Annotated in this window: 22 protein-coding genes; 9 read left to right on the top strand and 13 right to left on the bottom strand. The window is 61.5% G+C overall.

From position 1 onward, the window contains the following. The first annotated feature begins 29 nt into the window (after window positions 1-29). Complete coding sequence (locus ACP15O_RS03860; protein ID WP_425094718.1) at window positions 30-1,121, top strand: carboxynorspermidine decarboxylase; 1,092 nt, start codon at window positions 30-32, stop codon at window positions 1,119-1,121. Between the two features lie 37 nt (window positions 1,122-1,158). Beyond that, window positions 1,159-2,403, top strand: coding sequence for a saccharopine dehydrogenase family protein (locus ACP15O_RS03855; protein WP_425094717.1), 1,245 nt, complete (start codon window positions 1,159-1,161; stop codon window positions 2,401-2,403). 132 nt (window positions 2,404-2,535) lie between these two features. On the opposite strand, the gene mltG is transcribed toward ACP15O_RS03855, so the two are convergent. Further along, a complete protein-coding gene (gene mltG, locus ACP15O_RS03850) occupies window positions 2,536-3,687 on the bottom strand; it encodes an endolytic transglycosylase MltG (RefSeq protein WP_425094716.1) in 1,152 nt (383 codons plus the stop codon). Then, entirely contained in the window at window positions 3,688-4,947 is a 1,260-nt protein-coding gene (gene fabF, locus ACP15O_RS03845) for a beta-ketoacyl-ACP synthase II (protein WP_425094715.1), read from the bottom strand. Window positions 4,948-5,120: 173 nt separating this feature from the next. Between fabF and ACP15O_RS03840 the strand changes: the two genes are divergently transcribed. Next, a complete protein-coding gene (locus tag ACP15O_RS03840; protein WP_425094714.1) occupies window positions 5,121-6,077 on the top strand; it encodes a PilZ domain-containing protein in 957 nt (318 codons plus the stop codon). Between the two features lie 11 nt (window positions 6,078-6,088). Here the strand turns inward: ACP15O_RS03840 and ACP15O_RS03835 are convergent, their stop codons facing one another. From ACP15O_RS03835 to fabD, 3 genes are all read right to left on the bottom strand, one after another. Then, the gene (locus tag ACP15O_RS03835) at window positions 6,089-6,322 is read right to left on the bottom strand and encodes an acyl carrier protein (protein WP_035247318.1); all 234 of its coding nucleotides are present in this window, start codon (window positions 6,320-6,322) and stop codon (window positions 6,089-6,091) included. A 353-nt stretch (window positions 6,323-6,675) separates the two neighbouring features. Then, window positions 6,676-7,413, bottom strand: coding sequence for a 3-oxoacyl-[acyl-carrier-protein] reductase (gene fabG / locus ACP15O_RS03830; protein ID WP_425094713.1), 738 nt, complete (start codon window positions 7,411-7,413; stop codon window positions 6,676-6,678). Between the two features lie 21 nt (window positions 7,414-7,434). Continuing rightward, window positions 7,435-8,370 carry an ACP S-malonyltransferase gene (fabD, locus tag ACP15O_RS03825; RefSeq protein ID WP_425094712.1) on the bottom strand — a complete coding sequence of 312 codons (936 nt, stop codon included), beginning with the start codon at window positions 8,368-8,370 and terminating at the stop codon, window positions 7,435-7,437. A 180-nt stretch (window positions 8,371-8,550) separates the two neighbouring features. Here fabD and ACP15O_RS03820 point away from each other — a divergent pair, with 180 nt between their 5' ends. After that, window positions 8,551-9,795: a cytochrome b/b6 domain-containing protein gene (locus ACP15O_RS03820; protein ID WP_425094711.1), complete on the top strand. Its 1,245-nt coding sequence runs from the start codon at window positions 8,551-8,553 to the stop codon at window positions 9,793-9,795. A 61-nt stretch (window positions 9,796-9,856) separates the two neighbouring features. On the opposite strand, the gene ACP15O_RS03815 is transcribed toward ACP15O_RS03820, so the two are convergent. Then, the gene (locus ACP15O_RS03815) at window positions 9,857-10,438 is read right to left on the bottom strand and encodes a YceI family protein (protein WP_425094710.1); all 582 of its coding nucleotides are present in this window, start codon (window positions 10,436-10,438) and stop codon (window positions 9,857-9,859) included. 129 nt (window positions 10,439-10,567) lie between these two features. Then, window positions 10,568-11,068 (bottom strand): hypothetical protein, encoded by a 501-nt coding sequence (locus tag ACP15O_RS03810; RefSeq protein WP_425094709.1) that lies wholly within the window; start codon window positions 11,066-11,068, stop codon window positions 10,568-10,570. Window positions 11,069-11,356: 288 nt separating this feature from the next. Here ACP15O_RS03810 and rpsF point away from each other — a divergent pair, with 288 nt between their 5' ends. From rpsF to ACP15O_RS03785, 5 genes are all read left to right on the top strand, one after another. After that, on the top strand, window positions 11,357-11,713 hold the full coding sequence (gene rpsF, locus ACP15O_RS03805; RefSeq protein WP_425094708.1) for a 30S ribosomal protein S6: 357 nt from the start codon (window positions 11,357-11,359) through the stop codon (window positions 11,711-11,713). A 26-nt stretch (window positions 11,714-11,739) separates the two neighbouring features. Then, window positions 11,740-11,967, top strand: coding sequence for a 30S ribosomal protein S18 (gene rpsR / locus ACP15O_RS03800; RefSeq protein ID WP_008328567.1), 228 nt, complete (start codon window positions 11,740-11,742; stop codon window positions 11,965-11,967). A 12-nt stretch (window positions 11,968-11,979) separates the two neighbouring features. Then, window positions 11,980-12,606: a 50S ribosomal protein L9 gene (gene rplI / locus ACP15O_RS03795; protein ID WP_425094707.1), complete on the top strand. Its 627-nt coding sequence runs from the start codon at window positions 11,980-11,982 to the stop codon at window positions 12,604-12,606. Between the two features lie 256 nt (window positions 12,607-12,862). Continuing rightward, window positions 12,863-13,564: a LuxR family transcriptional regulator gene (locus ACP15O_RS03790; RefSeq protein ID WP_425094706.1), complete on the top strand. Its 702-nt coding sequence runs from the start codon at window positions 12,863-12,865 to the stop codon at window positions 13,562-13,564. 84 nt (window positions 13,565-13,648) lie between these two features. Continuing rightward, window positions 13,649-14,422 carry an acyl-homoserine-lactone synthase gene (locus tag ACP15O_RS03785; protein WP_425094705.1) on the top strand — a complete coding sequence of 258 codons (774 nt, stop codon included), beginning with the start codon at window positions 13,649-13,651 and terminating at the stop codon, window positions 14,420-14,422. Between the two features lie 21 nt (window positions 14,423-14,443). Here ACP15O_RS03785 and ACP15O_RS03780 read toward each other — a convergent pair whose 3' ends face one another. The 6 genes from ACP15O_RS03780 to ACP15O_RS03755 all read right to left on the bottom strand — a co-directional run bounded on the left by ACP15O_RS03780 (window position 14,444) and on the right by ACP15O_RS03755 (window position 19,572). Next, on the bottom strand, window positions 14,444-14,860 hold the full coding sequence (locus ACP15O_RS03780; RefSeq protein ID WP_425094704.1) for a DUF1330 domain-containing protein: 417 nt from the start codon (window positions 14,858-14,860) through the stop codon (window positions 14,444-14,446). Between the two features lie 135 nt (window positions 14,861-14,995). Beyond that, window positions 14,996-16,330 carry a trigger factor gene (gene tig, locus ACP15O_RS03775; RefSeq protein WP_425094703.1) on the bottom strand — a complete coding sequence of 445 codons (1,335 nt, stop codon included), beginning with the start codon at window positions 16,328-16,330 and terminating at the stop codon, window positions 14,996-14,998. Between the two features lie 203 nt (window positions 16,331-16,533). Beyond that, on the bottom strand, window positions 16,534-17,001 hold the full coding sequence (locus ACP15O_RS03770; RefSeq protein ID WP_425094702.1) for a globin family protein: 468 nt from the start codon (window positions 16,999-17,001) through the stop codon (window positions 16,534-16,536). A gap of 4 nt (window positions 17,002-17,005) precedes the next feature. Next, window positions 17,006-17,443 carry a c-type cytochrome gene (locus ACP15O_RS03765; RefSeq protein WP_425094701.1) on the bottom strand — a complete coding sequence of 146 codons (438 nt, stop codon included), beginning with the start codon at window positions 17,441-17,443 and terminating at the stop codon, window positions 17,006-17,008. Then, window positions 17,443-18,012 (bottom strand): Tll0287-like domain-containing protein, encoded by a 570-nt coding sequence (locus tag ACP15O_RS03760; RefSeq protein ID WP_425094700.1) that lies wholly within the window; start codon window positions 18,010-18,012, stop codon window positions 17,443-17,445. Before ACP15O_RS03760 ends, ACP15O_RS03765 begins: the two co-directional genes overlap by 1 nt. Window positions 18,013-18,063: 51 nt before the next feature. Beyond that, entirely contained in the window at window positions 18,064-19,572 is a 1,509-nt protein-coding gene (locus ACP15O_RS03755; RefSeq protein ID WP_425094699.1) for an ammonia-forming cytochrome c nitrite reductase subunit c552, read from the bottom strand. Between the last annotated feature and the right edge of the window lie 12 nt (window positions 19,573-19,584).

The following is a 19,584-nucleotide window of genomic DNA, read 5'->3' as shown; positions in this document are numbered from 1 at the left end:
CGCGTTTTGCCCTGAACTGGACCCCGCCGATGCTGCAAACCCCCTATTACCTGATCGACAAGGCGCGCCTGCTGCCGAACCTGGAAAAGATCGCCCACCTGCGCGAAACCTCTGGCGCCAAGGCTCTGCTGGCGCTCAAATGTTTCTCCACCTGGGGGCTTTTCGATTTCATGCGCGACTATATGGATGGCACCACCTCGTCGTCGCTCCATGAGCTGCGCCTGGGGGCCGAAAAATTCGGCAAGGAAACCCACGGGTATTCAGTCGGCTGGGCCGACCATGAAATAGATCAGGCCGCCGCGCTGGCCGACAAGCTGATCTTCAACTCTCTAGGTCAGCTGGACCGTTTCGCGGACCGTACCGACAAACCCACCGGCCTGCGCCTGAACCCGCGCTTTTCCACCAGCGGGTTCGATCTGGCCGATCCCGCCCGCCCGTTCTCGCGGCTGGGCGAATGGGATATGGACCGGCTGGAACAGGCCGCCAGCCGCATCAATGGCGTGATGATCCACTATAATTGCGAAAACAGCGATTTCGATCTCTTTTCCGATCAGCTGACCCGCATCGAGACAGAATTCGGCCCCTTCCTCAAACGTCTGGACTGGATCAGCCTGGGCGGCGGCATTCATTTCACCGGCCAGGGCTATCCGCTGAATCGCCTGTCCGACCGGCTGAAATCCTTCAGCGATACGTTGGGCGTGCAGGTCTACCTGGAACCGGGCGAGGCCACGATCACCAATTCCACCACGCTGGAAACCACCGTTCTGGACATCATCGACAACGGCAAGAAAGTCGCCATCGTCGACAGCAGCATCGAGGCCCACATGCTGGACTTGCTGATCTACCGCGAAACCGCCAAACTGCCCCAGACCGGCCCCCATGAATACCAGATCGCCGGCAAAACCTGCCTGGCGGGCGACATTTTCGGGGATGCGCGCTTTGATCAGCCCCTGCATATCGGGGATCGCGTCACCATCGACGACGCCGCCGGCTATACTATGGTCAAGAAAAACTGGTTCAACGGCGTGGCCATGCCCGCTATTGCCATCCGTGAACTGGACGGCACCATCACCGTGCAGCGCCAGTTCAGCTACGAAGACTTTTCCTCGGCCCTGTCCTAAGGGCCATCCATCCCAGAACCAAAGGGGGTTCCGACCGTTGAAAAAGAACGTTCTCATCATCGGCGCTGGTGGCGTCGCTCAGGTCGTAGCGCATAAATGCGCACAAAACAACGATGTGCTTGGCGATATTCACATCGCCAGCCGGACGCTTGCGAAATGCGAAGCGATCCTTGAGTCCGTCCGCGAAAAGGACGCAATGAAGACAGAGGGCGTTCTGGCCGCGCATCAGGTGGACGCGATGGACAGCGCCGCCGTGGCTGCCCTGATCCGCAGCACCGGCGCGCAGATCGTGATCAACGTGGGCTCGGCCTTTGTGAATATGACCGTGCTGGACGCCTGTATCGAAACCGGCGCGGCCTATATCGACACCGCCATCCACGAAGACCCGGCCAAGATCTGCGAAACCCCGCCCTGGTACGCCAATTACGAATGGAAAAAGCGTGACCTATGCGCCGAAAAAGGCATCACCGCCATTCTGGGCGCGGGCTTTGATCCGGGCATGGTGAATGCCTATGCACGTTTCGCCATCGACATGATGGACGAGGTAAAATCCATCGACATCGTGGATATCAACGCGGGCAATCACGGCAAATACTTTGCCACCAACTTCGACCCGGAAATCAACTTCCGCGAATTCACCGGCACTGTTTATTCCTGGCAGAACGGCGCCTGGCAGGAAAACAAGATGTTCGAGGTGGGCAAGCTTTGGGATCTGCCGGTCGTTGGCCCCAGCCAGGCCTATATGTCTGGCCATGACGAGGTGCACAGCCTGGCAGTTAACTATCCTCATGCGGATGTGCGGTTCTGGATGGGCTTTGGCGATCACTATATCAACGTCTTTACCGTATTGAAATCGCTGGGGCTTTTGTCTGAACAGCCCGTCACCACCGCCGAGGGCCAAGAGGTCATTCCGCTGAAAGTGGTGAAAGCCGTGCTGCCCGACCCTGCCTCTCTGGCGCCTGGGTACACTGGCAAAACCTGCATCGGCGATCTGGTGAAAGGCACCAAGGACGGCCAGGATTTCGAGGTCTTCGTCTATAATGTCGCCGATCACAAGGACGCCTATAACGAGGTCGGCTCTCAGGGGATTTCCTACACCGCCGGCGTGCCGCCCGTGGCTGCCGCCATGCTGGTGGCCAATGGGGAATGGGATGCCAGGACCATGAAAAACGTCGAAGAGATGGACCCCAAGCCGTTCTTTACCATTCTGGACCGGATCGGCCTGCCGACCCGTGTGCAGATTGGCGGCCTGGGCGGCGAAGACAAGCCCTGGAATGCCTAAGGCTGAACGCCTCGCTTTGCCTGTCCGGCGCGCCTCATTGATGGCGCGCCGTATTTTTATCCGCAGCCCCCAAGACCGCCCGCAGCATGGCACACCGAAAAACGCCCCCTGAAATCAAGGGGCGCTCTGGCTTTACTGATTGGCGCGTTCCGCTTCGATCTGGCGCCATTTGGCGACATTGCGGTTATGCTCTTCCAGCGTTTCCGCAAAGGCGTGCCCGCCGGATCCATCGGCCACAAAGAACACATAGTTCGTGTTGGCCGGATCCAAAGCCGCCTGAATACTGGCGCGGCCCGGATTGGCAATCGGCGTGGGCGGCAGCCCGTCAATAACGTAAGTGTTCCAAGGGGTTTCCCCGCGCAGCTCGCTGCGGCGCAATCCGCGCCCCAGCACGCCCTGCCCCTTGGTGATACCATAGATCACGGTGGGGTCCGTTTGCAGGCGCATCCCGCGGTTCAGCCGGTTGATGAACACGCTGGCCACCGTGCGCCGTTCCTCTGCGACGCCGGTTTCCTTTTCGATGATCGAGGCCAGGATCAGCGCCTCTTGCATACTGGCCAGCGGCAACCCGTCTACGCGGTTTGTCCAGGCCTCTTGCAGGTAGATCGCCTGTTTTTCCTGCATCCGTTCCAGCACCGAGCCCCGCGTGTCCCCCACCCGCACCTCATAGCTGTCAGGGGCCAGGACGCCCTCGGCGGGCACCTCTACCTCGCCCTCCAGAACGTCGATCCCTTTCAGAGCCTCAACGATCTGCCAGCTGGTCACGCCCTCGGCCAGGGCAATGCGATACCGTGTGTCGGACTGGCCGCGCACCTTGGTGAAATCGGCTGGGGTTTGCTCGGTTGCCGGGTCGAAACTGGCCTTTTCGACATAGCGGTTCGTGGCCGGATCCAGTTCCCGCACCACCACGCCCGAGCGCGTTACGCCGATGCGATACACCACCTCGGTGCCGCAGGTCGAGGCCCCGCCACGCGTGACGATATCGACGATTTCCTCCATCGAGGCTCCGGCGGGCACAAGGAAGCTGCCCGCCTTCAGCTGGCTGGCCTTACCGGCGTAATCCGCGCCCAGACGCAGGATCATCCCACTGGACACAGCGCCTTGGTTTTCAAGGGTTTGGCTAACCTTCTTAAAGTTGCTCCCCCCCTCGACGCGCAAACAGATCGCGCCATCCAGAGGCCCTGCGGTTTGATATTCCCGCTTGCCCCACAGAATGATCCCGCCCAGCAGGAACAGCGCCACGATCAGCATCGTCAGCGCGTTGGACGCGATGGCACGCCACATTTAGTCGACTTTCCCGAACAGAACGCTGGCGTTGGTGCCGCCAAACCCAAAGCTGTTGGACAGCGCGATCTTGATCTCGCGCTCGCGTTTGGCATTCGGGGCCAGATCAATCGGCGTTTCCACGGCCGGGTTGTCCAGGTTGATCGTCGGCGGGGCCACCTGATCGCGGATCGCCAGGATCGAGAAAATCCCCTCGATCGCGCCAGCCGCGCCCAGCAGGTGCCCCGTGGCCGATTTCGTCGAGGACATGGTCGCCTTACCCGCCGCATCGCCCAGCAGGCGCTCCACTGCGGCCAGTTCGATCACGTCGGCCATGGTGCTGGTGCCGTGCGCGTTGATGTAATCCACCTGATCGGCGGTGATCCCCGCGCGTTTCAGCGCCGCCGTCATCGAGCGGAAACCGCCATCGCCATCCTCGGATGGGGCGGTGATGTGATAGGCATCGCCCGACAGGCCATAGCCCAGAACCTCGGCGTAAATCTTGGCACCGCGCGCCTTGGCGTGTTCGTATTCCTCCAGCACGACAACCCCCGCGCCCTCGCCCATCACGAACCCGTCGCGGTCCGCGTCATAGGGGCGGCTGGCTGCCTTGGGATCGTCGCTGCGTTTGGTGGACAGCGCCTTGCACGCGTTGAACCCTGCGATGCCCAGCGGGGTGATCGCCGATTCCGCGCCGCCCGCCAGCATCACATCCGCATCGCCCCATTGGATCAGACGCGCGGCATCGCCAATCGCGTGCGCCCCGGTGGAGCAAGCCGTCACAACCGCATGGTTGGGCCCCTTGAAGCCGTATTTGATGCTGACCTGCCCCGAGATCAGATTGATCAGCGCCCCCGGAATAAAGAAGGGCGAGATCCGGCGCGGGCCTTTTTCCTTCAACGTGATCGAGCCCTCCTCGATCGACTGCAACCCGCCGATGCCCGAGCCGATCATCACGCCGGTGCGTTCGCGGCTGGCCTCGTCCTCGGGCATCCAGCCCGAATCCTCGACGGCCTGGGTGGCAGCGGCATAGCCATACAGGATGAAATCATCCACCTTGCGGCGTTCCTTGGGGGCCATCCAGTCATCGGCGTTGAATGTTCCGTCCGTCCCATCGCCCAGCGGCAGCTCGCAGGCATAATTCGTGCCCAGATTGCTGGCGTCGAAACGGGTAATGGGCCCCGCTCCGGATTCTCCGGCCAGCAGACGGCTCCACGTTTCCTCGACCCCGCAGGCAAGCGGAGTAACCAGTCCAAGCCCAGTAACGACGACACGACGCATCTTAATATGCCCTTCCTCAGCAGTCTTTCCCCGCTCATACCCTGCAATCTACCTCAGGGGCAAGAGCACGCGCCCCCATCCGCGCCTTGTCGCAAGGATTTGCGCGGCCCTTGGGGCGTAATTCCTTGTTAAGGAACATGTGCGATGGTGATCGCTCAGGGAGGATAACCAAGATGCACCAAAGGTTCTTGCAGTTTATGCTTGGCCTGATGTTTCTTTTGTTTTCGAATTCGCAATCGGTCGCGGAAGAGTGTGAAACGCAGGATTGGCTGGTCCAGACGCACCATCTGGCCAAGGTATTTGAAAAAGAGCGGAATGGCCCAAAGGCCGAAAAAGCGGCCAAGCAACTTAGGCGGGCGCTGGATCAATATCCCGTCTCGCAACTGGGTACGCGGCTGCGCACGGCGGGGCTGGCGAAACACGGGAACGATATCGTCGGGTTTCTGCGCACACAGAATTCGCTGGTGGAATCGCAGCTGCTGTGGGGCGGCACCACACGGTTCCCCCCTCGTCTGGAGCGGAAAGTACAGGAATTCTCTTCGCGCATGCAAAAGCTTGTTCCGGGGATGCGCTGCGCTTCCGATCAGAACTGGCGGCCCAAAACGGCCCTGGCCGGGCTGGGCGACAGCACGCCGCTTGGGGCTGAAAACTCCAGCGGCAACAGCCTGTTTTTCCCTCCCAATGCGGCGGTGATCAGCTTTGCGGTTTTCGGGCTGATGGCCGCCCTGGCCGGGGGCTCTGTGGCGATGCGGTTTCGCACCAAGCGCAGGCACAGACGTGCGCGCAGGCTGCCTTGCGCTCTCAGCTGCACTGTCACGTTCATCGAGACCACCGCCACCGGGGATCGCCACGCGGCCCGCCGGGGCCGGATGTGCGACATCAGTCAGCTGGGCGCCAAAGTCTGTCTGGATTCCCCCGTTCCCCTGGCCCTTAACACTTGCACAGTGCAATCACATCACTGGGCAACGTCGGGCCGAATCATCTGGCGAAACGCACAATGTATGGGGGTGGCCTTCAAACGGGCGCTGCCAAGGCAGGAACTGCTGCATCTGGTGCGCCTGAATCGCAAACTGCACGCCGGCAAAGAAAACGGCGCCCCGGAGGACGCCGTTATCGGAAATAATCCCTGAGGATATCTCGATCAGGACGCTTCGGTGATGAATTTCACCGCGTCGCCGAAGGTCTGGATGGTTTCGGCGGCGTCATCGGGGATTTCGATACCGAATTCTTCTTCAAAGGCCATCACCAGTTCAACGGTGTCCAGGCTGTCCGCGCCCAGATCGTCGATGAACGAGGCGTTTTCGGCAACCTTGTCCTCTTCCACACCCAGGTGTTCCACAACGATCTTTTTCACGCGGTCTGCGATATCGCTCATATCAAAGTCCTCATAGCTTTGTTGGGCCTGATGGCCCGGTTCTCCGCCCTCGCCCGCGGGGATGGCTTCTCTCTTGTGCCCGGTGTAGCGGGCGGCTCGTCATCCCGCAAGCGGGAAGTCCGGCAGCGCAGCGCCCCCGGAAAATCTGCGTGGCCTATAACACATGGCGGGCACGAGGCAAATGCTTTCACCGCGCTCAGGCAGATCAGATGCGATTTATCGCAATCTGACGATCCAAAGCCCGCCTTGGGGGGCCATCGTCCGGCCCGGCCAAGACGGGCAAATTCAAGACCGGCAAATTCAAGACCGGCGCAGTACCGGTGCTGGCCCCGGCCGCTTCCCCAAAAAGGGAATCACAGCATCGCCATGCCGCCGTTAACGTGCAGCGTGGTGCCGGTGACATAGCCGGCCTCGGGGCTGGCCAGGTACAGAACGGCGGCGGCGATCTCTTCGGGGGTGCCCATGCGCGCGGCGGGGATCTGCGTGTTGATCTTGGCCTTCTGATCGTCGGTCAGCTTATCGGTCATCGCGGTGGCGATGAAACCGGGCGCAACGGCATTGGCGGTGATGCCGCGACTGGCGACCTCATAGGCGATGGATTTGGTCAGGCCGACCATGCCCGCCTTGGACGCCGCATAGTTCACCTGGCCGGGGTTGCCGGTGGCCCCCACGATCGAGCTGATGTTGATAATCCGGCCCCAGCGCGCCTTCATCATCGGGCGCATCACGCCACGGCACAGGCGCATGGTGGCGGTCAGGTTCACGTCGATCACCGACTGCCATTCCTCATCCGACATGCGCATGAAAATCTGATCGCGCGTGATGCCTGCGTTATTCACCAGAATATCGACAGCACCCATTGCCGCCAGCGCCTGTTTGGGCAGCGCGTCCACGGCCTCGGGGTCCGAGAGATTGCAGGGCAGAACATGGGCGCGCTCGCCCAGTTCGGCGGCCAGAGCCTCCAGCGGTTCCACCCGCGTGCCGCTTAGCCCGACGGTGGCGCCAGCGGCATAAAGGGCCTTGGCGATCTGTCCGCCAATCCCGCCCGATGCGCCAGTCACCAGCGCGCATTTACCTGTCAGATCAAACATTTATCTTCCTTTCCTGACGGCTTAGCCGTTCAAAACCTTGGCCACATCTTCGGGCGTGCCGATGGCCGAACACCCGATCGAGCGGTCAATCCGGCGGATCATTCCGGACAGGGCCTTGCCTGCGCCGATTTCCCAAACCTCGGTCACGCCTTCTTCGGCCATGAACATCACGCTTTCGCGCCAGCGCACCGAACCCGTCACCTGATCCACCAGAAGCGAGCGGATGGTGGCCGGATCATCGACCGCCTCGGCCACGACATTGGCAACCAGCGGCACCACGGGTCGGCTGATGTCCACGTGGCTCAGCGCCTCGGCCATGACCTGGGCGGCGGGCTGCATCAATTCGCAATGGAAAGGCGCGCTGACGGGCAGCATCACGGCGCGTTTGGCGCCCTTTTCCTTGGCCAGCGCGACCGCGCGTTCCACGGCGGCCTTGTGGCCCGACACCACCACCTGCGCGGGATCGTTGTCATTGGCGGCCTGGCATACGTCGCCCTCGGCGGCGGCGGCAGCCACATCCTGAGCGGTCTGGAAATCCAGCCCCAGCAGCGCCGCCATCGCGCCCACGCCCACCGGCACGGCCTCTTGCATGGCGCGGCCACGGGTGCGCAGCAGACGGGCGGCATCCGAGATGCTCAGCGCGCCAGCCGCCGCCAGCGCGGAATATTCCCCCAACGAGTGCCCCGCCACATGACTGGCCTTCTGAGCCAGCACCAGCCCCTCGGATTCCAGCGCCCGCAGCGCCGCCAGCGAGGTCGCCATCAGCGCAGGCTGAGCGTTTTGCGTCAGGGTCAGCTGGTCCTGCTCGCCCTCCCAGATCAGCGTGCTCAGGCTTTCACCCAGCGCCTCGTCCACTTCTTCGAAGACGGCCTTTGCCGCAGGATAGGCATCGGCCAGGGCCTTGCCCATACCGATGGTCTGTGCCCCCTGACCAGGGAAAACGAAAGCAGTGGTCATGGTTATCCTCGTCCCATTATGCGTGTTTGCCGAATTGGCGTAGCCGGTGTAGCCGCCTCTTAGGTTGACCACAAGTAAAACAGCCATCTGCTTGTCCTTGCAGAGCCCTTGTGCACTCATGCAGGTAGAGCGCGCGCCCATCTGCGGCTATTTTTGGCCAAACGACGTTCGAGGACAGACATGACATTGCATAACACCGTTCAAAGCTATGGGCCGGTGGCGCGGGGCCTGCATTGGCTGACCGCGGCCCTGATCCTGGCCATGATCCCGCTGGGATTTATCGCGGAAAACCTGGCCCACGCGATCAACGCGCCCGGCGCCACCCCCGCGCCCGAGGATTTCACCCAGGTCAAGCTTTTATTTTCCATACATAAAACTCTGGGCGTTGTGACGTTTTTTGTGGCCTTGCTACGCATTTTATGGGCATTCTCCCAGCCGCGCCCGGCCCCGCTGCACCCAGAGCGCCGGCTTGAGACCTTGCTGGGCGAGCTGGTGCATTTTGCCCTGTACGGCGCTATTGTGATCGTGCCGCTGTCGGGCTGGGTGCACCATGCGGCCACCACGGGGTTCGCGCCGATCTGGGGCATCGGACAGTCCCTGCCCTTCGTGCCGAAATCCGAAAGCGTGGCGCTGTTTTTCTCGGGGGTGCACGAGATTTCGGCCAAAGTGCTGATCGGCGCGCTGCTGCTGCATATTGCCGGCGCGGTGAAACATCAGATCATCGACCGGGATCTGACGCTTGCCCGGATGACAAAAGGCGTGGCCAGCGCCCTGCCCGATGCCAAATCTCATGTGCCGGCACTGCCGGTTCTGGGGGCGGTCGCCATCTGGGGCGCGGTCGCTTTGGGCGCTTGGGGAGCGAGCGGCATTCAGCCCCGCCAGGACAGCCCAGCACAAGCCAGCCAGGCTCCGGCCGCCGCGCCCCTACAGACCGCCGCCAGCGACTGGCATGTGCGTCAGGGCAGCCTGAATATTTCGGTTCAGCAGATGGGCAGCACGGTGACCGGGGCCTTCAGCGACTGGACCGCCGCCATCACCTTTGACCCAAAGGCCGACGGCCCGATCAAAGGCCAGGTAAGCGTGGCCGTCGCGATTGCCTCGCTTCGGCTGGGGACGGTGACACAGCAGGCCATGGGGCCGGATTACTTCGATGCGCAGGGCTTCCCGACGGCCCGGTTTGAGGCCGACATCGTGGCGGCGGATCAGGGCTATGTCGCCGACGGGACGCTGACGATCAAGGGCCATTCCGTGCCGCTGTCCCTGCCCTTCGATCTGACGCTGGAGGCCGACACCGCAACCGCCCAAGGCAGCACGCAGACCGACCGGCGCGATTTCCAGATCGGCACGGGCATGACGGATGAGGGCTCTTTGGCGTTCGGCGTCGGCATCAGCTTTGATCTGACCGCGACCCGGACAGCCCCCTAATTGCGCACGAAAAAGCCGCCGGCAGAATGACCGGCGGCTTCGGCGCTCTTGCAGGGCGCGTTTATTCGGCTTTCATCGCCTCAATCGAGATCATCAGCTGCACTTCGTCGCTGACATAGGGGGCGAATTTGCCCAGATCGAACTCCGAACGCACCACGGTGGTGGTGGCATCGAAACCGGCCCAGGGTTTCCCGGCCATCGGATGATCGCCCATCTGGTTCAGCTTGGCATCCAGAACAACCGATTTGGTGATCCCGTTCATCGTCAGATCGCCGGTGATCAGCGCGGTGCTCTCGCCGGTAACCTCGATCCCGGTCGAGGCAAAGGTCACATCGGGGTTAGCCTCTGCATCAAAGAAATCGGGCGACATGAAGTGGCCCAGACGCTTTTCCCAGCCGGTCAGCATGGATTTGACCGGGAAGGACACGGTCACGGACGAGGCGGCGGGGTTTTCCTGATCGAACATGATCTCGCCTTCGAAACCCGAATACATCCCGTAGGTGGTCGAGTAGCCCAGGTGGTTATAGGAATAGATGATCTGGCTGTGGCTGGAATCCAGCACGTATTTTTCAGCGTCTGCCGCAGCAATATTCGCACTGAAAAGCGCAGCAGCCAGAGCGGCGGTGAGGGCGGTGGTTTTCATCAAGGCTCTCCTTGTTGGGCCGTTGGTCGGATAGCCTAGGATCGCCCAAGCCGCCGCGACGCGGCAATCCCGCACAGATTCACACCCGTTGTGAGCAGAAGAACAGAAAGCCCCGCGGCAAGCCCCCGTTCAGACCGCCCGCGCCAGCCGCAAACTGGTGAATTTTTCCGCAATCTGCGCCTCGATCTGATGGCCGACAACCACGCGCAAAATATCCTGCCCCCCCGCCAGACGGGCCTGAAGAACCCCCTGATTCAGGCTGATATCCTCAAGATCGTCAAAGCAATAGTGCCCGGCCACCCGCGCGATCCCGTCAGGGCCGCGGTACAGATGGCTCAGCCGCCCGTTCGAAAAATCGAGCTGGAATTCCTCATCATACCGCCCTGCGCGCCCCGCGCCCCACAGGCCCAGAGCGATCCCCATGAACAGCACGGATATGACCAGACGCACCAGCATTTCGGATCCGTCCTCGAACGCGCCCGGCACCAGCCACAGCCCAGCCGCCGCCATGCCCAGAACCACGCCAAAAAACCGCATCGTCGCCCGCGTGACATCGTGACCGGGCGAAACCGGAACCGCGGAACGGATCAAAGCGGCCCGCACGATGGGCGGATGGGCGGTTTTCGTCATGTCTTTCCCCCGCATCTGTTCCCCCTGCCGGATGGCCAAATCTGTGTACTTTGATTAAAAATTGAAACTGCCGCCCCAAAACGGCAGGAATGGGGCGGGTTTGGGGGAAATTCCCGCCGATTTCGCAGCGATTCCGACACGGGGGATTGCAGCCTTGCGCCAGGGGCGAAACCGTCGTATACGCGCAGCTCCTTTCGCAGTTTTACATGAACCGCGCAGTCTCTCGTGGAGGGTCGCGAAAGGATCAGCCCTCCTATGAAATGCGCCTGAAAATGAACAGGAGTAAACATGCCGCTTTACGAGCATGTCTTCATCTCGCGCCAGGATCTGTCCAACGCGCAAGCTGAAAGCCTCATCGAACATTTCGGTACCGTTCTGGCTGATAACGGCGGCAAAGTCGTCAACAGCGAGTACTGGGGTGTCAAGACGATGGCCTACAAGATCAACAAGAACCGCAAAGGCCACTATGCCCTGCTGAAAACCGACGCCCCCGTCGATGCCGTGCAGGAAATGGAACGCCTGATGCGCCTGCATGATGACGTGATGCGCGTGCTGACCCTGAAGGTCGACGCCCACGAAGATGGCCCCTCGGTCCAGATGCAGAAACGTGACGAACGCGACAACCGTCGTGAACGTCGTTCGTGATCAGCTTGAGGAAAGGACGATAAGTCATGGCTGCTAAACCGTTTTTCCGCCGTCGCAAGGTCTGCCCCTTCTCGGGCGACAACGCGCCGAAGATCGACTACAAAGACACCAAACTGCTGCAACGCTACATCTCTGAGCGCGGCAAAATCGTGCCCTCGCGCATCACCGCAGTGTCCGCCAAGAAACAGCGTGAACTGGCCCGTGCCATCAAACGCGCCCGTTTCCTGGCCCTGCTGCCCTACGCCGTGAAGTAAGGAGAAAGCACAATGCAAGTTATCCTTCTGGAACGTGTGGCCAAACTGGGCCAGATGGGCGATGTCGTCGATGTCAAACCCGGCTACGCCCGCAACTTCCTGCTGCCGCAGGGCAAGGCTCTGACCGCGTCGGACGCCAATGTTGCATCGTTTGAAGCGCAGAAAGCTCAGCTGGAAGCGCGCAACCTGGAAACCAAGAAAGAAGCCGAAGATCTGGCCGAAAAGCTGGGTGGTCAGCAGTTCGTCGTGATTCGCTCGGCGTCGGATGGTGGCAACCTGTACGGCTCGGTGACCAACCGTGACGTGGCAGAGGCCGCAACCGCCGAAGGCTTCACCGTGGACCGCAAACAGATCGTGATCGAACTGCCGATCAAGACCCTGGGCGTACACGCCATTGCCGTTGTCCTGCACCCCGAGGTTTCGACCACCGTCGAAGTCAACGTGGCGCGCTCGGAAGAAGAAGCCGAGCTTCAGGCCGAAGGCAAGTCGATCCAGGAACTGGCAGCCGAGGCAGAGGCCGCGGCCGAGTTCGAAATCTCGGAACTGTTCGACGATATCGGCAGCGCCGCATCGGACGACGACGATCTGGCCCCCGAGGCCCCCGAAGCCGAAGAAGCGGCCTCGGACGACGAAGTGTAATTCAGTTCCCACCGGAACCGAAGCCAACCGCGCGAGTTTGCCTCGCGCGGTTTTTCTTTTGTGGTTGCGATCCCTGCTCAGATTATGTTGACTGTGCGTAATGATACGCTGCCACGTACCCAACACCTGCCCCGGCCGCCGGGGCCTTAGGTTTGTGCCTCCTGCCGAAGGGGCCAGCCATTCAGGGCTTTTATTAACCATTTGTTTGCCTATCTAATTCAAAGATTAATGCATGTTTGTGAGAAGAGACCTCTGAATGCGCGCAATTGACCTGACAGGAATGCCGCCCGGCCAAGTGGACTGTGTCACCTTGCTGGACGAGATGTGCGAATCTCTTGGGTTCGATTACGGCTCGTATGCGACCATCTGTTCGGTAACCGGGGATATTCTGGGCTACGCCACCTATCCCGAAGCCTGGAAAGAGCATTACATCAAGCGCGGTTTTCACCGGATCGACCCCACGCTGACCGAATCCGCCCAATGTATCGCGCCGGTCGAATGGTCTCGCTTCGATAAGAATTCGCGTTTTCACACCGTGTTTTCCGAGGCCAAGGCCTTTGGCATCACCCCTCAGGGGCTGACGATCCCGGTGCGCGGGCCCTATGGCGATTATGGCCTGCTCAGCGTCACCCGTGATTGTAGCTCCGGCGAATGGGCCGATCTGGTGCGCAAAACCACCGGCGATCTGCAACTGGCCGCCGTGCGGATGCACGATCAGGTGCTGCATTCCACGCAATTGCATCAGACGCTCTCGCGGCCGGCCCTGTCCACGCGCGAGGTGGAGATCCTGCAATGGATTGCCTCGGGCAAATCGCAGCAGGATGTGGGCGATATTCTGTCGATTTCCCATCGCACGGTCGAGGTGCACCTACGCTCTTCGCGCGAGAAGCTGGGCGCCCTGACAACCGCCCAAGCCATTGGTCGCGCTATCGGATTTCGCCTGATCCACCCCGGCTAGCACCGTACTACGGGAAACCCCCAATGGAGTCCCCCGGTCAGCGCGTTAGTGTTTCCTTGCACTAACCATCCCAAGGGGAAGCTCATGATCATCGTGATCGACGCGCTGAACAGGCACCTGTTTAAGGATATGCTAAGCGACATGCACGCGCTCAGGCAGCAGGTTCTGGGGCCGCAATCCGGCACCGCTGAAACCGTCGATACGTTTGACCAGCTGAACCCGGCCTATGTTGTCCACCTTGGCCCGAAGGGGCAGATCACCGGCAGCCTGCGACTGTTGCAGACCACGGGGCCGCATATGCTGTCGGATTCGCTAAGCGAAATCCTGGCAGGCGAGGCCCCTTTGCGCAGCGCCCGCCTATGGGAGGCCTCTCAGGTCTTTGTCGATCTGAATGCGCCCGAGGCAGCCCGGATCACGGCCACGCTGATGACCTCGGCGCTGGAATATGCCCGCCGCGCCGGCGTGCTGGACATGGTGGTGCTGCTGAACCCGCAGATGGATCAGATGCTGTCGCATTTTCAGGACCGCCCCAGCGACTATCTGGGCCTGTCCAACGCGGGGATCGTTGCGGCGCTTATGGATTGCTCGCCCGAGCGGATCGCCGCGCTGCGCAGCAATGCAGACCTACCCGAGCAAAGCTTTGCCAGCTCGGACGAGGCGCTGGCGCTATATGGGCGGGGCCGCACCCGCGCCCTGCCCCGCACAGCCCAGGGCGGCAATCGCGCAGCCCTGCGCAGCTGGTGCGAAGAACAGATTTTGGCCGCTCAGACCCCCGAAGACCGCGCCGCCGCCGAGGCCCTGCGGATTGAGCTGTCCCACCTGATCGACGGCGTGCACGTGCGCCGTTGCAAAGCCTGACCACTCACGGTCCCTTCGCCGCTATCCGCCGAAATTCTCCCCGGTGGGTAGCGGCATCATCCTGATCAGACGCGAATCCGCCACCCCGGCCTGACGATGCACCATCGCCGCGCGGTAGTCCGGATCGCGGATCATCGCCGCGAATGTTTCGGCGCTGGGGTATTGCGCGATAAAGCACAAATCCCACTCTATCTCCTGCGGGCCGATCACCATTTGCTCCATCGCGCCGCGCCAGACGATCCGCCCGCCCAGCCGTTCCAGCACCTTCTGGCTGCCCTTGCCGTAGTCTGCGTAGGCCTGCGCCCCGGTGGCCTGCCGCCCATCCGGATACTCGGCCTGCGCGCGCAGTCTGATCAGGTTCAGCATATGGATCGGTCCGGGCCGGTCATTGGCCTGAAAGGCGTCGAACACCTCTTTGGTGAAGCTGGTATAGCCCATCTGTTTCCTCCCTTGGGTGGCCAAAGGATGGGCATCCGTGCCGCGCAGGTCAACGCTGGCCCGGCGCGACCTGGCGTCGGAAACGCAAAAGGCCACCCCAGGGGGTGGCCTTCGCGGATCGGATCAAAGGGCGACTTATTCGTCGTCCAGCGCCTCGACCGCTTTTTGCAGATCGTCTTTGGAGACCTCTTTGTCAGTCACGCTGGCCTGCTCGACCACGTGATCGACAACTTTGTCTTCGAACAGCGGGGCGCGCAGCTGCTGCTGCATCTGAGCGTTTTGCTGAATGAATTCAAAGAACTGACGTTCCTGACCGGGGTACTGACGCGCCTGGTTCATGATCGCCTGAGTCATCTCGGCATCGGTGACCTCAACCTCGGCTTTCTGGCCGATTTCGGCCAGCAGCAGGCCCAGACGCACGCGGCGTTCGGCCAGGGTGTTGTGCTCGTCGGTGGTCTCGATCTCACCGTGGTTGTGATCGGTCACTTCGGGGTTGTCTTCGTGCCACAGCTGGTGCGCGATCTGTTTGGCTTCGGCTTCGACCAGGCTGGGGGGCAGCTCGAACGAGACTTTGCCGTCCAGCTGGTCCAGCAGGGCGCGTTTCATCACAGCGCGCGAGGCACCCTGGTATTCAGCTTCCAGACGCTCGGCGACCTGAGCCTTCAGCGCGGCCAGATCCTCGGCCCCGAATTTGGTAGCCAGCTCGTCGTTGATCTCGGCGGCGACGGGCTCGTTCACGGCTTTGATGGTGCAGGTGAACACGGCGTCCTTACCGGCCAGGTTTTCCGCGCCGTATTCGGCCGGAAAGGTCACGTTGACCTCGGTTTCTTCGCCTTCCTTGGCGCCGACCAGCTGGTCTTCGAAGCCGGGGATGAACGAGTTCGAGCCCAGCACCAGCGGGTAATCCTCGCCCGAGCCGCCCTCGAAGGCTTCGCCGTCAACCTTGCCGACGAAATCCATCACGACCTGATCGCCGTCTTTGGCCTTGGTGCCCTTGCGGCGTTTTTTCCAGTCGTTGACGCTTTCGGCCAGCGAGCTGATGGCCTCGTCGATGGCGGCGTCATCGGCTTTGACGACCATGCGCTCCAGGGTGATGTCGCTGTAATCGACCGCGGGAATTTCGGGCAGCGCCTCGTAGGTCATGGTGACCTTCACGTCGTCGCCTTCTTTCCAGTTTTCGCCGTCAACCATGTTGACCGCGGGCTGACCTGCGGGGCGGTCGCCGGACTCTTCGAAATGCGCGTTCATGGCGCCGTCGATGGTTTCCTGCATGGCCTCGCCCAGCAGGCGCTGACCGAACTGTTTGCGCAGCAGAGCCATCGGCACCTTGCCCTTGCGGAAGCCCTTCATTTCGACTTCGGGCTGGGCCTCGGTCAGTTTTTCGGTGACTTTGGCGTCCAGTTCGGCCGCCGACACGGTGATCTCATACCCGCGCTTGAGGCCTTCGTTCAGGGTCTCGGTGACCTGCATGTTGTTTTTCCTTCTCGGTGCAATACACAAGACGCCCCCAAAGAGGCGCCGAAATCTCGCCGTCTTCTAAGGACGAAAAGGCAAGGGTGCAAGCGCGAATCCCCTTTCGGCGGGTTTGAACGCGCCGTTCACGGCCCCGAATGCCAGGCGCGCGGCATAGCCACCTATACCGCGCGCAAGATCTTTGGGTTTGAGGGCTGAAATCAGGCCCAGAACTTCCAGAATGGCTTTTTCGGGGCGGCCGGTTCATTGGCCGCAGGTGCCGGATAGGCCGCCGCGATCATCGCGCCCGCCAGCGTGGTATAGGCGCCGGTCCAGGCGTCCTTGACCTCGGGGGTAAAGGCATCGCCCAGCCCCTTTTCCAGCGTCCGCAGCAGCGAGGCACCGACCTTATCGTAATCCTCGGCCTTGACCCCGTAATCCACGTGTTTCACCGCCAGCTCCTGCGCCACGGGCACGATTTTATCCAGATCGCGCAGCCCATTGACCACAACGCCCAGCGTCGCCATCAGCTTGGAGCCCTGATCCTTCATGTTCGCGCCCTGGAAATAGGGTTTCACCTCGGGGGCGGTTTCAAAAAGATCGGTGTAGAAGATTTCCGCCGCGGCGTCCTTGATCGGCACCACCTTGGCAAAGCTTTCCTGCACCAGCGTGATTGTCTTATCGTCCATCTGTTCAGTCCTTTGTATCGAGTGTTTTTATAAAGTCCTCGGCAAGAGCCTGCCCGCCGCTGGCCCACACCATGAAAGCAACGGCCAGGCCGACCTGCGCGTCGCTAAGCTCCGAATTGCCGCCGCGCGCCGGCATTTCCGTGTAACGGGGGCCGATAAACCCATTGATCGCATGATCGGTCAGCACCGCCATTCCCTGCGCGATCCGTTTATCCCAGGCCTTGGTCGAGGTGATTTTGGGCGCCCCGGTCAGCCTGTCTCCGCCGTGGCAATTCTGGCAGGTCTCTCCCCACAGAATCCTTCCCTGCGCCAGCGCCGGATCGTCCGGCACTGGCAGGCGATCGACGGTGATGAAACCGTCCATCCCTTTGCGTGTGGCGAGCGGCTCTGCCATTGCTGGCAAAGCCGACACCAGGATCAGCGCAAATGCCGACAGCCGCATCATTCCATCGGAATGCGGATGACGACACCGCCCATGACGTCTCCGGCTTCAAAGTCGGTTTTGGGCGAATCCTTGTGATCGTTGTGGCAGGCCCAGCAGGCCTCGGCCACGGCGACATCCGGATAGACGGCGGTGAAATAAGTGGTGCCGCCCAGCTCTTCTTCGCCATAGAAATTTTCACCGGGGTTGGCGGCGATATATTCCAGGCCCTCTTTTTCCATCGCGGTGGTCGGCGCGTTTTGCTTGTTGATCGGCCACAGCGACAGCAGCGAGTAGCTGAATTCGTCGGTTTCCTCGGCCACCATTTCCGCGCCGAAGCGGAACATCTGCGCGGGCAGCACCAGCGCTTTGTCATCGACGAAATGTTCCGAGGCCGTGATCACTTTTTCCTGCACGGCCAGACGGTTAACGATCATACGCGTATAGACCGTCCGGTCCGAGCTCATCACCAGATGCAGCAGATCGGTGACGGTTTCGTATTCCATGCCTTCTGCGTTTGCAGGCACGGCGCTGGTCGCGACGATGCCCCCCAGAATTGCGGCTTTGATTTTTGTGAAGTTAGCACCCATATTGCAGGTCTCCTGTTGGTCTTCGGGTTGCGGGAGTGCGTGGCCAGTTGGTCATTGGTTGGCGCCTTTTTCTGGCTGGACCACGCGTTTTACCGCCCAATCGATGCTCTCGATGTGGCGAATGGGGGTGCCCTGAAAATTCCGGCTTATCAGCTGGTCATCGGCCAATGCGTCGATGGCAAACTCCAGGCTGTGGCAGTCCAGGCAGACCGGCCGGATCATTTTCTCATTCGGGCGAAGAGTGTCGTTCTGATTGTGGTTCGTCGTCACCACGCCGCCGCGTTCGGTTTGCGGCATGTGGCAGGTGGCGCAGGTCACGCCCGCGCCGGGCAGCAAATCGCCTGCCAGCTCGGCCTGCCACAGATCGAAATGCGGGCTGTCCTTGTAGCTTTGACTGTGATCATCAGCGTGACAGGACAGGCAGGCCTCGACCGCGGCGAATTGCAGGTCCTGTTCGTGCGGCTTGTGACAGCTGGCGCAGGTCAGATCCTGGTTGCCGACATCGGGATGCAGGGCAACGCGCGCCTCGGCGGTGCTCATCAAGGGCGCGGGGCTGGGGTCGCTGACAAAGCGTTCGATCGCGCTGACCACCTCGGCGGGCGGTTTTTTCCAGCCCAGGTCTTTCAGCATGGATTTCACCTTGCGCGGCTTGGCCACCTTGGGGTGGCTGCGCATCCCGTGACGGCCCATGGCAAAGGTTCCGGCCTCGGATTTATGGCAGCTGGCGCAGATTTTCTGCGGCGGAGAGGCCACCCAGTTATCGGCGATCTGGTCGGGCGTTTTGGATTTGGGGGCGTGGCAGCTGGCGCAGGTCACATCCGCCGCCGCATGGGCCGAGGCCGCCCAGTGATCGTCAATCGCCGGATCGCGATATTGCTCAGGCGCATCCAAGGCCGCCAGATAGGTGCTGATCTCGGCCTGATGATCGGCCGTTTCCGGCACGCGAACCGAGACCGCGCGCGCAACCGCGCCAGCCGCGTGCAAAGGCGTGTCAGACAGCCAGGGCTGGCCGGAATGCTTGACCAGGTAATCTTCATACAAGGCCTTGTTATCATGGTAATTATGGCACCCCGAGGAGGCACAGGTATCGAACTCCAGCCCCGCGTGGGACGGCCGGTTCACCCGCACATCCTGCTCGCCCTCGGAATGGCAGGCGACGCAGAAATCGCCGGGCAGCGTGACCAGACCGGCCAGAGTCACCTCGGGCTGGTGCTCCAGATGGCAGCTGGTGCAGAACCGCGCGTCGATCTTTTCCCAATAGGCCGCCATGCGCGGGTTCTTGAACTTCTTGATCGGGTGGCTGTCGTTGGCCTCTTTCAGCTCTTCCTTGTGGCAGGTGACGCAGGTTTTGTTGATGTCCTTGCGGATCTTTTTCTGGTCCGAAAAATCATCCGAGGTGTGGCAGGTCTCGCAGGCCATTTCGATCTGGTGGTGGACGCCTGCGGTGTCCCCCGGCAAAAACGCGGTGCGGTCGCCGCCCAGATACAGCCGCGTGGCGACCGCACCGGCGATGGCCAGCGTTCCAATGATCCAGAGGCTCCAGAGAAGTGTCGTGCGCATTATCGGGCCTGC

Origin of the sequence: Youngimonas ophiurae (nom. illeg.) (assembly GCF_049803795.1) — a bacterium.
Classification (GTDB): Bacteria; Pseudomonadota; Alphaproteobacteria; order Rhodobacterales; family Rhodobacteraceae; genus Thalassobius.
Note: the sequence above shows the minus strand (reverse complement) of the source record. Positions and strands in the feature narration are given on the sequence as shown.